The following is a 13,854-nucleotide window of genomic DNA, read 5'->3' on the forward strand; positions in this document are numbered from 1 at the left end:
GGTCTAGAAGATCAGAATTCAGCAAATATCAAATTTATGTGTAGTAAAATACGTTCATAATATACGTATTTTACAAGCTAAAATTATAACTATATTGCCCTTGATAAAACTTAGAACAGGTTAAATGCCTGTTGCTAAAGGATTTTGTCTAGAACAATTGCAGAAATTTTTGCGTTAATGTAGAAACGCTTACCTTTAGAAATAACATCCTAATCAGTAAATAACCGTGTTGCGCTACTCTTTTTTTATTATTTTCATAATAAGCTTATTGTCTTATCCTGTATTGGCACAGGAGGATGAAGATGAAGAATACCGGTCCGAAATCGTATATGGGTTGAACTTTAATACCAATGGCGGTATAATTGGAGGAGCTATCTTCAAATACAGTCAGGCAGTTAGTTCTAGCATGTACCAGACGTTTGGTATTGAAGTGGTAAATGTAAAACATCCCAAAGAACTACGGGTTACCTACAATAACACGAACACCTTCATAGCCGGTAAGCAAAATTACCTTTTTGCAGTAAGGCCGCAATATGGCCGGGAACTAGTGCTTTTCCGGAAAGCGCCAGATGAAGGTGTCCAGATTAATGCCGTTGCTGCCGTAGGCCCTACACTCGGACTGGTAAAGCCCTACTATATACTGTATAGCTACTCAACTACTGATGTCCGCTCTGAAAGATACGACCCTGATAGACACGACTTATCCCGTATTATTGGCACAGGCGGCATGTTTGAAGGTTTTGATGAAATAAAAATAGTGCCCGGAATTAATTTTAAAGCAGGCTTGAGTTTTGAGTTAAGTGGCTTCAGAAACAGTGTAACCGGGTTTGAAGTGGGCTTTATGCTCGAAAAATACACTTCCGATATCGTACTGATGCCGCAAGCATCTAACCGCAGTTTTTATACTTCCGGATACCTGAATTTATTTTTCGGTAGCAAACGCTAGAGCTGCCGTTCATTTGCTGGTGCCTAATTCTGCAAATTGGGAATCAGTTCCTATCTTTACATGTTTAGTAACTAACCATGATAGAACTTCCTGTAATATCCAAAAATACAACCCGTAAACCAGATTGGCTACGGGTAAAACTTCCGGTCGGCAAGACTTATGCAAATGTCAGAAAAATTGTAGACGAAAATAAGCTGCATACCATCTGCGAAAGTGGCAATTGCCCCAATATGGGTGAATGCTGGGGAGCAGGTACCGCTACCTTTATGATATTAGGCAATGTTTGCACCAGGAGCTGTACGTTCTGTGCTGTAGCCACCGGGCGGCCCAATGAATACGACACCGATGAACCCCGCCGTGTAGCAGAAGCCATTAAACTGATGGGTGTAAAACATGCTGTTATTACCTCTGTCAACCGGGACGAATTAAAAGACCGCGGTGCTGAAATTTGGTATCAAACAGTAGTTGAAGTAAAAAATGCTTCGCCTGCTACCACTATTGAAACCTTGATACCAGATGTAAAGGGAAACTGGGAAGCTTTATACCGCATGATCAGTGCTGGTCAGGAGGTAGTTTCTCATAATATGGAGACTGTAGAACGTTTGTACCGCCGCGTTCGGCCGCAAGCCAAATATGAAAGAAGCCTGGAGCAAATAAAGCGGATTAAAGATTTTGGCAAACGTACAAAATCTGGGATCATGCTGGGCATAGGAGAAACTACTGATGAAGTATACCAAGCTATGGACGACCTGGCCGCTCATGGACTAGATATTTTAACACTAGGGCAATATCTGCAACCAACTAAAATGCACCTGGAAGTAGCAGAATTCATTCATCCTGATTTGTTTGCCCATTATAAGGAGGAAGGATTAAAGAGAGGATTAAAATATGTAGAATCCGGACCGTTGGTTCGATCTTCGTATCATGCAGAAAAACATGTGCATGTATAAAACATCCCCTCCATCTACCAGTTATTGTATAAAGTCTTGTTTTCATGCAAGACTTTTGTTTTTTATTGCTTTACTTGAGCAAACGTTTAACTTACAGCTTTTCCTGATTGCTTCATGAAACAGAAACGGTATGACTACATTATTGCAGGAGCCGGTTGTGCAGGCTTAAGTCTTGCCTACTATTTATCGCAAAGTAGTTTACAAGATAAATCTGTTTTACTGATAGATAAGCAATTAAAAGTGGGAAACGACCGTACCTGGTGTTTCTGGGAAAAAGGAATTAACGATTTTGAAACCATTGTCTGTTGCAAATGGCCCCAGGTAAATTTTTATGGTACAGATTATTCGGCTACGCTGAATCTAATGCCTTATCAATACAAGATGATCCGGAGCATAGATTTTTACCAATTTGTACAACAAGCGATTGCCCAGCACCCAAACTTTGAATTTTTATTAGGCAACATCACCTCTTTCTCAGATACAACCGATGGAGCCCAGGTTGAAGTTGAAGGCGTAACCTATCAAGCTGATTATCTATTTAATAGTTTATACCAGGTAGAGCAACAAGCCAAAAAACCCGGCTGTCATTATCTATTACAGCATTTTAAAGGGTGGGAAGTAGAAACACCGGAAGCTTTTTTTGATACCAGTGTAGCCACATTAATGGACTTCAGGATAAAACAACATGGAGAAACCCGTTTTTTTTATGTATTACCTTTAGATGCACACCGGGCTTTGATAGAGTTTACTGTATTTTCGGGAAACATATTAGACAAACCGGCGTACGACCAGGAATTAAAGGAGTATATAAAAAACTTTGTAAAACTTGAAAATTATACGGTGCGGCACCAGGAGTTCGGCATCATTCCTATGAATGACCATCCCTTTTCCATACAAGCTGGCAAGCATCTGATAAATATTGGCACAGCAGGCGGCCGTACCAAAGCATCTACAGGTTATACTTTTCTCCGCATCCAACAGCACATTAAATCATTGCTTACCTGTTTGCTTGCTACCGGAAAACCTTACATGGAATCTTCTGCCAATAGCCGGTTTAAACTTTACGATAGTATGCTGTTAAATATTATGGCGAAGAACCGGTATTCCGGAAAAGATATATTTACCAAACTCTTTCAAAAAAACGATACAAGCACAATTTTGAAATTTCTGGACGAAGAAACCCACTTTGGGGAGGAACTCAAAATTATGGCTACTACGCCTTATAAGCCTTTTATACTTGCCTTGGGAGATATTCTGCTCAATAAAAAACCTCTTTTTAATTAAGAAACATACATTAAACAAGGCTTGCACAAGTTTTTTAGTCAGACTTATATATTTTTACATATAAATTTATAGTATTTTTGCCCACTTTATACTGTTAAGGTTTAACAATCAATTAACTAATGTCATATCTATTCACTTCAGAGTCAGTATCCGAAGGTCATCCGGACAAAGTAGCTGACCAGATTTCAGATGCCATCCTGGATGCTATGCTATCGCAGGACCCTAATTCCAGAGTAGCTTGCGAAACACTGGTTACCACTGGCTTAGTGGTAGTAGCTGGTGAAATAACTACTAATGCCTATGTAGATATTCATAGTGTAGTAAGAAATGCAGTTACTCAGATAGGCTACAACAAAGCAGAATATCAGTTCGAAGCCAATTCTTGTGGCATTATTAACACATTACATAGCCAGTCCGCTGATATTGCCCGTGGGGTAGATGAAGCAGATAATAAAGAACAAGGCGCCGGCGACCAGGGAATGATGTTTGGCTATGCCACCAGAGAGACAGAAGAATACATGCCAATGGCACTTGCCTACTCTCACCGCCTGGTAAAACGGCTGGCTGATATTCGTAAAAAAGAAAGCAACCTGATTAACTATCTTCGGCCTGATGCTAAGTCACAGGTTACCATCGAGTACGACGATAATCATAAACCTTTACGCGTACACACCATTGTAATTTCTACGCAGCACGATGATTTTGTGAAGCCAAAAGATAACTCTCCTGCAGCTCAAGCAACAGCAGATAAAGAGATGCTGGAGAAGATTAAGCAAGATATTATCGAACATGTGATTAAAAAAGTAATTCCTGCTAATCTTTTAGACGACAAAACTATTTATCATATCAACCCGACTGGTAAATTCGTCATTGGGGGTCCACATGGTGATTCAGGCTTAACGGGCAGAAAAATTATTGTAGACACCTATGGTGGAAAAGGAGCACATGGCGGTGGAGCATTCTCAGGGAAAGACTCTTCTAAAGTAGATAGAAGTGCAGCATATGCAGCCCGTCATATTGCCAAAAACATGGTGGCTGCTGGTGTAGCCGACGAAATGCTGGTACAAGTTTCCTATGCTATTGGTGTGGCTAAACCTGTTTCTTTAACGGTGAATACATATGGTACAGCCAAAGTTAACTTAACAGATGGACAAATTGCAGCCAAAGTACTTGACATCTTTGATATGCGCCCGAAGGCTATCGTAGAAAGACTGGGCTTAAAAAATCCTATTTTCTCTAAAACGGCTGCTTATGGACATATGGGCCGTGATGCTTTCAAAGAAAAAGTAAAACTGGAGCTGGTGCAAATAAAACAGAATGGCAACGGCAAAGAAGAAATTAGAAAAGAGGAGTACAAAGAAGTAGAATTTTTTACATGGGAAAAACTAGACCATGTAAATAAAGTAAAAGCTGCTTTTGGTTTATAAAATACTCAACTTGTAGTTAAACTAAAAAAGGTGCTTTATAAGCACCTTTTTTAGTTTATAGCCTAGCTAAATACTTATATTTTTGAATTAGCAAGATATACCTAAAAGATTTTATAAAATAAGAATTATTGTGCCAGCTATTATTAAAATAGCCCCAATAGCCGCTTTTACTGTTAGGGTTTCTTTCAGAATAACTACTGATAATAGTATAGCTATAGCCACACTCAATTTATCAACAGGAGCCACTTGTGATACCTTACCTATTTGCAATGCTTTAAAATAAAAAATCCAGGATAAGCCAGTTGCTATTCCTGATAAAGTCAAAAACAGCAAATTATTCTGTGAAAGCTGCCATATAGTATTTCCATTTCCCTTAAACACAACTATTGACCAGGCTAGTAACAAAACAACAATGGTACGGAAGGCTGTAGCAAGATCTGAGTCTATGCCTTTCATACCTATTTTAGCTAATATAGCTGTTAGTGCAGCAAAGAAAGCTGATAATATTGAATATATCCACCAGGTATTCATAAATGGTATGTTAACTGTTTAAACTGAAAATCCTCTGGAAAACAGTAAATAGTCTTCCAGAGGATTTATATGGATTAAATAGCGGCTTCTATTAATGGGCTACTATCTTTGCTTTATGCTTGGTCAGTTGTCTTTTCATAGCATCCACTACCATATCAGTGGCGGCTTCAAATGATTTTGCTTGCTCACGGCTAAACAATTGTTGGCCGGGTATACGTATTTTAAGTTCTACTAATTTATTTTCTTGTGTTTCATCCTTAGTTAATCTCATAGTCACTTCACCATCAATGATCCGCCCATGAAAAGTATCTAACTTATCAGCTTTTCTTTGAATAAAATCGATCAATTTTCTGTCGGCGTCGAAGTGAATGGAATGCATTTGAAGTTTCATAACTGTAAAAATTTAAAGTGGAACTTAAACATCAATTAAGCTTTAGGATGAGCTTGCTCAAAAATATTTTTTAGCTTTTCCAAAGAATTATGCGTGTACACCTGCGTGGCTGCCAGACTACTATGCCCCAGCAGATCTTTTATTGCATTTAAATCAGCTCCTTTATTTAACAGATGGGTAGCAAAGGTATGCCTCAACACATGCGGACTGCGTTTTTCAATAGTTGTAGCCAAATCAAGGTGTTTTTTTACAATCCGGTACACCATCATAGGATATATTTTATCGCCGCTATCCGTTACGATTACATGAGAATTACCATCAGGAAATAGTTGTTTTTTTTCAATACAGTAAGTAGTAAGCAATGAAAGTAACCGTTTGCTGACCGGAATAATACGTTGCTTATTCCGTTTGCCTGTTACTTTAATTACCCCTTCGTGCGTATTTATATCTTTTTCCTGTAATTCAATCATTTCAGACAAGCGGATACCTGTGCCATAGAGTAATTCCATAAGCAAGCGGTCGCGGTGGCCGGCGAAAGTGTCAGGAAAGTCAAAGGTATCCAGTAATTGATTCAGGCTGTTTTCATCCACAAACTGAGGCAGAGGTTTGCTCAGTTTCAGCGATTTTACTTTCATCATCGGATCGCTGGTAATTACATTTTTCTTTAAAAGAAACTTGTAATAGGTACGTAGCGTGGCTATTTTTCTGTTGACAGAACTTGCATTCTTCTTTTCTTCTACCAGGCTTACAATCCACGAGCGGATCATGGGAAAGCTGGCAGTTTCAGGTGAAGGCAACTCGTAAGAAGTAGTAAGAAAAGTATGAAACTGCTGCAAATCAGTCTCATAAGAGATGAGTGTATGGGGACTACACCGTTTTTCGTATTGTATATATTGCAGGAAAGACGAAATCATGTTAGTATTAGAAGGGGTAACTTCTTAATACTAACATAATAAATATATACTTTAAAAGTAAATGAAAACTTAAGAATTTTCTTCCATCTGCAAGCTTTGTTTGTAAGCTGCTTTAATCTTCTCTGTTCTTCTGGCTACGGAAGGTTTTTCGAAATAGGTACGTGCTCTTAGTTCTTTCAAAACACCGGTACGCTCAAATTTCTTCTTAAATCTTTTTAATGCCTTGTCGATTGATTCGTTTTCTTTTACGTTGATTATGATCATTTTGCTAGATAAATTTCTTGTTTGTCAAAAGGATTGCAAATATAACAAGCTCTATCGGATTTTCAAAACGAAGTAGAGAACTGCGAACAATTTTATTGTTTTCTGCGAAAGTACTTTTTGTAAACTGGTTTTCTGTAGAAGAACTGCCCATATAACACCGGATACATTAAATAATCAACTAAAATGAATGGGGTTTTAAACTGAATATCATCTACAATAGCTGTATTCTCGCCTCGTTTCAGAATGCGGTGGGTATGCTGCCAGTAGCGTAGAAAGAACGGTAATTGTATTCCTTTATCTATAAAATAAATTTCGTCTTCCTGTACGCTATCTTCTATGATCAGACTTTTCCACACTTGTTTGAACAATAGAAAGTTCAATTCCAGATGTACTTCATCGCCTTTTCTGGAGCCATCGAATCGCAGCAACTTTACAGGTGGAAAAGGAGGATTTAATGCCTTAAATAATTTTTCGTCGAAGTTAGCGGCTACTTGTTGATAGTTCTGCGTTACTAATGTTGTAAGTCTAATGCGCATGTTTTTCTCTTTTTTGGCTTATTTATTGTTACGGTGTAGTAAAAAATCACAAATCCACTTACTTATGAACCGCATTTTTCAGTGTATAACTATTTTTAGTTTGCTGATGTTATCTTTTGCAGCCCAGGCACAAAATGATTCTTTGTATGTACGCAGGGATAATAACTTAGCTCAGCAGAAGCCATCTTTTTTTGAGAAAGTAACTGTTGGAGGTAACTTTGGGCTATCGCTCGGAAATCCCATGCAGATTAATGTGTCGCCTCTGTTTGGCTATCGCTTTACGAATAAGTTTGTAGCAGGCGCCGGTCCATCTTTTATTTATACCCGCATAAAAGCTTATGGCCAAAAAATCGAGAATAGTGTATTGGGTGGCCGGGCTTTTGCACAATATACCTTGTTCCAAAATTTTGCTGCCCGAGGTGAATATGAATACCTAAGTATTCAATATCCAGTATTTAATGGCACAGATTATACCAAACAAAGAGAATGGGTGAGTAACCCGATGCTAGGTGCTTCTTATATTATACCTATAGGTAAAAAATCTTCTTTTGGTATTACTGCTTTATATAACTTTAATTACAAGAACCGCTTAAATCAGCAATATTTGTATGGAAGTAGCCCGCTAGTAATACGGGCAGGTATTATGCTATAAAACTCTCTTTCTATATTTCTCAAGTAAACCTGGTCCAACAAGATTAGGTTTATTTTTTTAGACCAACCTAAAAAATAATTTCATATTATCTAAACTTTTTTTTAGATTTACTGTAGACATATAAAACGGTCTACCTAAAAAATGATGAAATTATTTACATGCTTATGCCTATATTTTTTACTTTGTTGTATAAGTAAGGGAGTAGCCCAAGGAGAAGAAGGTACAATTACCGGGAAGATTGTAGCGGCTAAAGTGCCTGTAGCATTCGCCAATGTAGTGTTGAAAGACACCCAGATCGGCACGACTACCTCTGAAAAAGGAGAGTTCACGCTTAAAGCCAAGCCTGGAAATTACGTTTTGCAAGCTTCAGCCGTAGGATATACTGCTTTTCAAAAAACGATCGTAATTCAACCTGGAGAAACACACAAAATTGATATTACCATGCAAGAATCTTCTATAAACTTAGGGGAAGTAGTGGTAACAGGCACAATGAAAGAAACATTTGTAAAAGATTCACCTGTAAAAGTTGAAGTGATTACGCAAAAATTTCTATTAACTAACCCAACTAATAATGTCATAGAAGCTATTCAAACTGTAAATGGCGTGCAAGAACAGATCAACTGCGGCGTGTGTGGCACCAATGATATACATATTAACGGAATGGAGGGTCCTTATACCCTAGTACTGATTGATGGAATGCCAATAGTCAGTTCCCTGGCTACTGTTTATGGATTCAATGGTATTCCTACTTCACTAGTAGACCGTATCGAAATTATTAAGGGTCCATCCTCTACTTTGTATGGCACGGAAGCTGTAGGCGGAGTTATTAATATCATTACCCGCAAACCCGACAAAATGCCATGGCTGAGCTTCAATACATTTTATACTACTCACCACGAATGGAATACCGACCTGGCTTTTTCTCCCCGCATCAGCAAAAACATAGCGACTACCTTCAGTGCCAATTATTACCGCAACCAGTACAGACTAGATAATAACGGGGATAATTTCACCGATATTCCCTTGAATGAACGCGTATCTTTATTTACTAAGTGGCATTTTACCAGAAAGAATAATTATCTGGCAAGTATAGCTGCCAGATATTATGGAGAGAATCGTTTTGGTGGCACCATGCAATGGCAGCCTATCCATAGAGGTAGCAATCAGGTATATGGGGAATCTATCTACACCAAACGGTTTGAACTAATTGGGTCTTACCAACTGCCTGTCAGCTTTACCAACCTAAAAATTGACTACTCATTCAACATTCATAACCAGAATAGCTTCTATGGAAAAACTCCTTATAAAGCCGATCAGAAAGTATACTTTACCAACTTGCTTTGGAACCATACTTTCGGAAACCACGACCTGCTGGTAGGAGGCACACTCCGCTACCAGACGTATGCAGATAACTCTCTGGCCAGTACCAATGACAAACGTTTTATTCCTGGTATATTTGCCCAGAACGAATGGAAATTTGCTCCCAAAAGCAGTTTATTAGTAGGTGCCCGATTGGACCATCACCAAAAGCATGGATTTATTTTTGCGCCGCGAATAAATCTCAAACAAGGATTTGGAGATTTTACCACGGCAAGGCTTAATTTGGGTACTGGCTTCCGGGTGGTAAATCTGTTTACAGAAGACCATGCGGCACTCACTGGAGCCCGGACAGTACTGATACAAAATGACCTGCAGCCGGAAGAATCGTATAATGCTACCTTGAACCTGAACCGGGTATATACCTTGGGAGAGTCTGCTGGCTCAGTGGATGTAGATTTATTTTATACTTATTTTACAAATAAGATCATCCCGGATTATGATACTGATCCTAATCTGATTATTTACGACAACCTGGAAGGCCATGGAATTTCCAGAGGGGTAGCCATGAATGTGCAGCATTCCTTTTTATTTCCACTGAGAATAACCATGGGAGCCACCCTTCAGGATGTGTATGAAATAACAAAAGATGAAACTGGAAAAAAGTACAAAGAGACACAGGCCTTTACTCCCAGATTGTCTGGCACATTTGTTATCGGCTATGAATTTAAGAAAGCACGTTTGTCGATAGATTATACCGGACGGGTAATGGGCTCTCAGCGATTACCAGAATATACTGAACCTTTTACCAGGCCTACGCAATCGCCATGGTATACTATCCAGAATGTGCAGATTAATAAGGAATGGAAGAAAGGGTTTCAGCTATATGGTGGAGTAAAAAATCTTTGGAATTATACGCAGAACAGCCCGCTGATTGATCCGGCGAATCCCTTTGGCGACAGTTTTGATACTTCTTATGCCTGGGGTCCGCTGCAAACCAGAAGATTTTACCTGGGTGTACGCTGGAATATTCAATGAGTATTCGGCTGAACGTTTTCTGCGGAATTGGCCGGGTTAGTTGTGTTGCTGTCTTTCACGTCCAGGTTGTTGCGGACTTCTATCAGAAATGATTTTATTTTCTCCAGAGAGGCAATCAAAGCAGCCTTTTCGTTTTGTTCTTTGGCACTGGCTTTAATAATATCTTTAGCACCTTGCAAGGTATAGCCTTTCTCTTTTACCAGATGGTATATCGTTTGTATACAATCAATATCTTTTTGAGTAAACTGCCTGTCTCCTTTTTTATTTTTCTTTGGGCGTAGGATATCAAATTCCGTTTCCCAGAAACGAATCAAGGAGGTATTGACATTAAACTTTTCAGCCACTTCGCCAATTGTATAATACCGCTTCTGGATTTCTTCTTGCATGGTTACCGGATTTGTACAATCTGCAAATTAAACGATTTACCGGGAAGAGCAGTAGTAATGCTGGCTAAAATTTTATCAGCATATTTAATTTATTGCCAAATACTAATACACCCACGGCTAAAGCCATTATAGAAATTACCAGCACCGCTCCGGCAGCTATATCTTTCACAGCCCCAGCTTTGGGGTTGAATCCTGGCGAAACCAGGTCCACCAGTTTTTCTAAAGCTGTATTAAATATTTCAGCGGCCCACACCAGACCAATCTGCATCAGAATAAGAGCCCACTCAATAGCAGACAATTTTACAAGCACACCTAACAAGAGAGCAATAATGGAAGCAAAAAGATGAATTCTAGTGTTGTTTTCAAACCGGATAACTAGGTATATTCCTTTAAAGGCATAGGTAAAACTTCTGGCTGTTTTTAACAAACTATTCCGTACGTTGATGAGTAGATTCATAGGTTTTCCAATGAATGAGGCTTAAAAACAGCAAGTAAAAGAATGTAAGAATACTAGCAAAAGCAATTGTCATTTTTATAGCCGTAGGATTGGTTAATTGCTGCAAGGAATCCATCAGCAACCATCCTGGGTTAGTGAATAAATCCCAGCTGTTCCACCGTTGAAACCTGCCCAGGTACACGCCATAACTCGACAGCCACACACATATAGCTATAATTCCATAACTTACCTTTTTAGTGAACACCTTCTCCAGCAAGCCTTGCATAATGTATAAGGAAAACAAACCTGCTTGCAGCCCGGCCATAGCATAAGAGAAAACCAATAATGAATCAAACCATACAGGTACATCACTATTGCCACGCAAATGAAGAAGGTCGGTAATGATATAAGGAGCATTGGGTAAAAACAATAACCAGAATACGCTACCTACAGCCAAATACACACGATGCATGGGCTTGTGTTGAAAATACAGTTGCATATACACGGCTATTGCCAGCGGAACCCAGGCTAGAAATAAATTCCACACCAGAAAAGAATACCTGATGGTATCGGTAGAGAGGATTCTTGCCAACAGCATAGCCAAACAAATAAGGGTGAAGCCTAGCAACAGCAGAACTGGCTTACATAAAGTAGAAGAATAAAATTGACGCAACATGTGCATGGTTCTGGAAATAAATTTTAAAATTTAGTAAAAAGGGAAGGTAATTGCCGGCTCATCAAATAAAGGCCTGTAGAAGCAGTCAGGTAAAATGAAATAATAATAGCTAGTGGTTCTGGCGGCAATGGCCTACATTCGTTGGCTGCCCATGCAATGGCTGTTAGCATTACGGAAAGCAAAACCGGCATAGGTAGATACTTAGCAAAAATGGCCATACTTTGTTTAGGGCTATTTGCTTGGTTAAGCTCCCACAAGGCTATAGGCAACAACAGTACGGCACTTGCCGCCATACAGACAAAACTGCCAAAAAATCCGCCAAAAATAATGATCAGGATGGCTGTACTGCTTTCGCCAAATAAAATGGATGGCTTTGTAGCTAGAAAAGCTTCTGCAAGTAAGCCATACACAACAGCTAATGGTCCTAGGATAAAGCAATTTAGCAACAACCTGGTAATCAGCTTAGATAAGGAGATAAAGCCTGGGACAGAAAAATTTTTCATAGCTGTATTATTTAAGGTTCAGTAAATCCTTGGCTATTCTGCTGTCATCGTAGTTCCACGATTGCCACTGCTGGCGGGTGTACTGCTCTAAAAACTCATTTTTCTTTTGAAGGATTGCTGCTTTTTGTGCTTCTGTCAACCGCTGTGGGTCCTTCTCCAGAAGATTCACCAGAAGGGCTGTATTGGTTTGAGGTAAACCTACCAGGTACGCAATATCTATTTCTTTGAAGCTATTCAGGTGGCTCAAGTTATATTGCGTAATCAGGCGGCTCCAGTTTATCAAAGTAGCTAGTATGAGTACTGTATAAAAAGCCCAGGTAGTTTTGCGGAATAAAAACCAGTTGTTTTTTACGCCATATATTTTAATAAACGTAGTAACCAGGCCAATAACCGTTAGCAGCAAATAAACATATACCCCTATACGCTTATGAGTTAGACTGTATTCGGCAATGTATAAAGAGGTTTTTATGGCTGTGTTACCTACTAACACAATATTCTGTACTATCCAGGCGTAGGCTAGCCATTTAAGCAAACTATTATTTTTGTAAAAATTCAAGTTGCCTCTGAAGTAATAGAGAATTACCACAATAGCTAATACAATAGAAAATATAAGGGCATATACTCCCTGATGCACATACTGGGCATAGTCTACACCTTCCGGTAATGATTTACTAATCAGCAAGTAGTAAAAATCAATTCCATTTACAAACAGCAACAGTGCATTTAGCAAAGCAAACGATAGCCAACCCAACTGGTATTCGGTCCGGAGAGCAGGCAGTTTAAAGATCCGTCTGATACCTGACCGTTTTCTGCGTAATTGATCAGGACTCAGCAAATCATGTTCGGTAAGGGATTCGATAGAAATTTGATAAATAAAGCCGAATAACAGCAGAAAACCCATCAACGTAAACGTAAACCATTCTCCGGAAATCCATCCGGTAAAAAGCTGATCCGTAATAGATTTAAAAGCAGGGTTAGCTATCCGGTAAATAAATACGAATAAAACGGTAAGCAAAGGAGGAACAACTACTTTCAAGGTCAGGGCAGAACTCATGCGGACCCCAGCTGTTTTTGGTCTCTCCTCACTGAACGAATGAGCTATTTTAAGAATAATAGCTGCAAAGAAAGAATAAATAGAATTCAGAAAAGCAATTAAAAACGAGGAGCCAGGATTTAAGCTCAACCCTGCTACTACAATCATAGAAATGCTATGTGCTACAATAGCTAGCGTAGTGTGCTGCCATACCACCATACCAGAAGTTAGTAAGGCACCTACCCCCACCGCCATCCACGACTTACTCAACAATAATAAAGGTTGCCTTACTACTAACAGAATCAGCAGTACTATAGTAAAGAGCAGAAAATTAATGCCTGCTGTTTGTTGAAAAAACAGAAAGCTATAGGCTAACAGCGCAATAAAGAGAAATAGATTATTTTTGTTCATAAGTTTGATTATATAAAAGTACTTTGTATTTCAAAGTTACAGTATAAAAGAAAAGAGCTGGAAATGGAGCTCTAATAAGTAACCATACTATATACTTTCCAAAAGTACTTTGTAATTCAAAGTTATAATAAACTTTTTATCTTTTCTATAAAATGCGGA

General features: G+C 38.9%; 16 protein-coding genes. 6 read left to right on the forward strand and 10 right to left on the reverse strand.

Going from position 1 to position 13,854, the window contains the following annotated elements; genetic code table 11:
* The first annotated feature begins 268 nt into the window (after positions 1-268).
* From Q0590_RS01500 to metK, 4 genes are all read left to right on the forward strand, one after another.
* On the forward strand, positions 269-946 hold the full coding sequence (locus tag Q0590_RS01500; protein ID WP_302035703.1) for a hypothetical protein: 678 nt from the start codon (positions 269-271) through the stop codon (positions 944-946).
* A gap of 77 nt (positions 947-1,023) precedes the next feature.
* Positions 1,024-1,896 (forward strand): lipoyl synthase, encoded by an 873-nt coding sequence (lipA, locus tag Q0590_RS01505; protein WP_302035704.1) that lies wholly within the window; start codon positions 1,024-1,026, stop codon positions 1,894-1,896.
* A gap of 114 nt (positions 1,897-2,010) precedes the next feature.
* The gene (locus Q0590_RS01510) at positions 2,011-3,180 is read left to right on the forward strand and encodes a lycopene cyclase family protein (protein WP_302035705.1); all 1,170 of its coding nucleotides are present in this window, start codon (positions 2,011-2,013) and stop codon (positions 3,178-3,180) included.
* A gap of 119 nt (positions 3,181-3,299) precedes the next feature.
* Positions 3,300-4,607, forward strand: a complete 1,308-nt coding sequence (gene metK, locus Q0590_RS01515) for a methionine adenosyltransferase (protein ID WP_302035706.1) — start codon at positions 3,300-3,302, stop codon at positions 4,605-4,607.
* Between the two features lie 111 nt (positions 4,608-4,718).
* Here metK and Q0590_RS01520 read toward each other — a convergent pair whose 3' ends face one another.
* The 5 genes from Q0590_RS01520 to Q0590_RS01540 all read right to left on the reverse strand — a co-directional run bounded on the left by Q0590_RS01520 (position 4,719) and on the right by Q0590_RS01540 (position 7,243).
* On the reverse strand, positions 4,719-5,138 hold the full coding sequence (locus Q0590_RS01520; RefSeq protein WP_302035707.1) for an EamA family transporter: 420 nt from the start codon (positions 5,136-5,138) through the stop codon (positions 4,719-4,721).
* A gap of 91 nt (positions 5,139-5,229) precedes the next feature.
* Entirely contained in the window at positions 5,230-5,529 is a 300-nt protein-coding gene (hpf, locus tag Q0590_RS01525; protein WP_302035708.1) for a ribosome hibernation-promoting factor, HPF/YfiA family, read from the reverse strand.
* Between the two features lie 35 nt (positions 5,530-5,564).
* Positions 5,565-6,443 carry a phage lytic cycle repressor MrpR family protein gene (locus Q0590_RS01530; RefSeq protein ID WP_302035709.1) on the reverse strand — a complete coding sequence of 293 codons (879 nt, stop codon included), beginning with the start codon at positions 6,441-6,443 and terminating at the stop codon, positions 5,565-5,567.
* 69 nt (positions 6,444-6,512) lie between these two features.
* Positions 6,513-6,707: a 30S ribosomal protein S21 gene (rpsU, locus tag Q0590_RS01535; RefSeq protein WP_302035710.1), complete on the reverse strand. Its 195-nt coding sequence runs from the start codon at positions 6,705-6,707 to the stop codon at positions 6,513-6,515.
* Positions 6,708-6,799: 92 nt separating this feature from the next.
* Complete coding sequence (locus Q0590_RS01540) at positions 6,800-7,243, reverse strand: SRPBCC family protein (protein ID WP_302035711.1); 444 nt, start codon at positions 7,241-7,243, stop codon at positions 6,800-6,802.
* Between the two features lie 64 nt (positions 7,244-7,307).
* Here Q0590_RS01540 and Q0590_RS01545 point away from each other — a divergent pair, with 64 nt between their 5' ends.
* A complete protein-coding gene (locus Q0590_RS01545; RefSeq protein ID WP_302035712.1) occupies positions 7,308-7,895 on the forward strand; it encodes a hypothetical protein in 588 nt (195 codons plus the stop codon).
* A gap of 141 nt (positions 7,896-8,036) precedes the next feature.
* Positions 8,037-10,250, forward strand: coding sequence for a TonB-dependent receptor (locus tag Q0590_RS01550; RefSeq protein WP_302035713.1), 2,214 nt, complete (start codon positions 8,037-8,039; stop codon positions 10,248-10,250).
* Here the strand turns inward: Q0590_RS01550 and Q0590_RS01555 are convergent.
* The 5 genes from Q0590_RS01555 to Q0590_RS01575 form a co-directional block, all read right to left on the reverse strand.
* On the reverse strand, positions 10,244-10,636 hold the full coding sequence (locus Q0590_RS01555; RefSeq protein ID WP_302035714.1) for a MerR family transcriptional regulator: 393 nt from the start codon (positions 10,634-10,636) through the stop codon (positions 10,244-10,246). The two genes, Q0590_RS01550 and Q0590_RS01555, sit on opposite strands and share 7 nt — an antisense overlap.
* A 64-nt stretch (positions 10,637-10,700) precedes the next feature.
* Entirely contained in the window at positions 10,701-11,093 is a 393-nt protein-coding gene (locus Q0590_RS01560) for a diacylglycerol kinase family protein (protein WP_302035715.1), read from the reverse strand.
* On the reverse strand, positions 11,065-11,670 hold the full coding sequence (locus Q0590_RS01565; RefSeq protein ID WP_302035716.1) for a DUF1361 domain-containing protein: 606 nt from the start codon (positions 11,668-11,670) through the stop codon (positions 11,065-11,067). The genes Q0590_RS01560 and Q0590_RS01565 overlap by 29 nt, the downstream gene beginning before the upstream one ends.
* A gap of 101 nt (positions 11,671-11,771) precedes the next feature.
* Positions 11,772-12,251 (reverse strand): hypothetical protein, encoded by a 480-nt coding sequence (locus Q0590_RS01570; protein ID WP_302035717.1) that lies wholly within the window; start codon positions 12,249-12,251, stop codon positions 11,772-11,774.
* A 7-nt stretch (positions 12,252-12,258) separates the two neighbouring features.
* Positions 12,259-13,695, reverse strand: a complete 1,437-nt coding sequence (locus tag Q0590_RS01575) for a DUF4153 domain-containing protein (RefSeq protein WP_302035718.1) — start codon at positions 13,693-13,695, stop codon at positions 12,259-12,261.
* Positions 13,696-13,854: the final 159 nt, after the last annotated feature.

The organism is Rhodocytophaga aerolata (assembly GCF_030503435.1).
Classification (GTDB): Bacteria; Bacteroidota; Bacteroidia; order Cytophagales; family 172606-1; genus Rhodocytophaga; species Rhodocytophaga aerolata.

What these genes read in the sequence shown, in the direction of transcription:
- lipA (WP_302035704.1), top strand. Translation starts at nt 1,024, where the DNA reads ATGATAGAACTTCCTGTAATATCCAAAAATACAACCCGTAAACCAGAT.
- Q0590_RS01510 (WP_302035705.1), top strand. Translation starts at nt 2,011, where the DNA reads ATGAAACAGAAACGGTATGACTACATTATTGCAGGAGCCGGTTGTGCA.
- metK (WP_302035706.1), top strand. Translation starts at nt 3,300, where the DNA reads ATGTCATATCTATTCACTTCAGAGTCAGTATCCGAAGGTCATCCGGAC.
- Q0590_RS01520 (WP_302035707.1), bottom strand. Translation starts at nt 5,138, where the DNA reads ATGAATACCTGGTGGATATATTCAATATTATCAGCTTTCTTTGCTGCA.
- hpf (WP_302035708.1), bottom strand. Translation starts at nt 5,529, where the DNA reads ATGAAACTTCAAATGCATTCCATTCACTTCGACGCCGACAGAAAATTG.
- Q0590_RS01530 (WP_302035709.1), bottom strand. Translation starts at nt 6,443, where the DNA reads ATGATTTCGTCTTTCCTGCAATATATACAATACGAAAAACGGTGTAGT.
- rpsU (WP_302035710.1), bottom strand. Translation starts at nt 6,707, where the DNA reads ATGATCATAATCAACGTAAAAGAAAACGAATCAATCGACAAGGCATTA.
- Q0590_RS01540 (WP_302035711.1), bottom strand. Translation starts at nt 7,243, where the DNA reads ATGCGCATTAGACTTACAACATTAGTAACGCAGAACTATCAACAAGTA.
- Q0590_RS01545 (WP_302035712.1), top strand. Translation starts at nt 7,308, where the DNA reads ATGAACCGCATTTTTCAGTGTATAACTATTTTTAGTTTGCTGATGTTA.
- Q0590_RS01550 (WP_302035713.1), top strand. Translation starts at nt 8,037, where the DNA reads ATGATGAAATTATTTACATGCTTATGCCTATATTTTTTACTTTGTTGT.
- Q0590_RS01555 (WP_302035714.1), bottom strand. Translation starts at nt 10,636, where the DNA reads ATGCAAGAAGAAATCCAGAAGCGGTATTATACAATTGGCGAAGTGGCT.
- Q0590_RS01560 (WP_302035715.1), bottom strand. Translation starts at nt 11,093, where the DNA reads ATGAATCTACTCATCAACGTACGGAATAGTTTGTTAAAAACAGCCAGA.
- Q0590_RS01565 (WP_302035716.1), bottom strand. Translation starts at nt 11,670, where the DNA reads ATGCTGTTGGCAAGAATCCTCTCTACCGATACCATCAGGTATTCTTTT.
- Q0590_RS01570 (WP_302035717.1), bottom strand. Translation starts at nt 12,251, where the DNA reads ATGAAAAATTTTTCTGTCCCAGGCTTTATCTCCTTATCTAAGCTGATT.
- Q0590_RS01575 (WP_302035718.1), bottom strand. Translation starts at nt 13,695, where the DNA reads ATGAACAAAAATAATCTATTTCTCTTTATTGCGCTGTTAGCCTATAGC.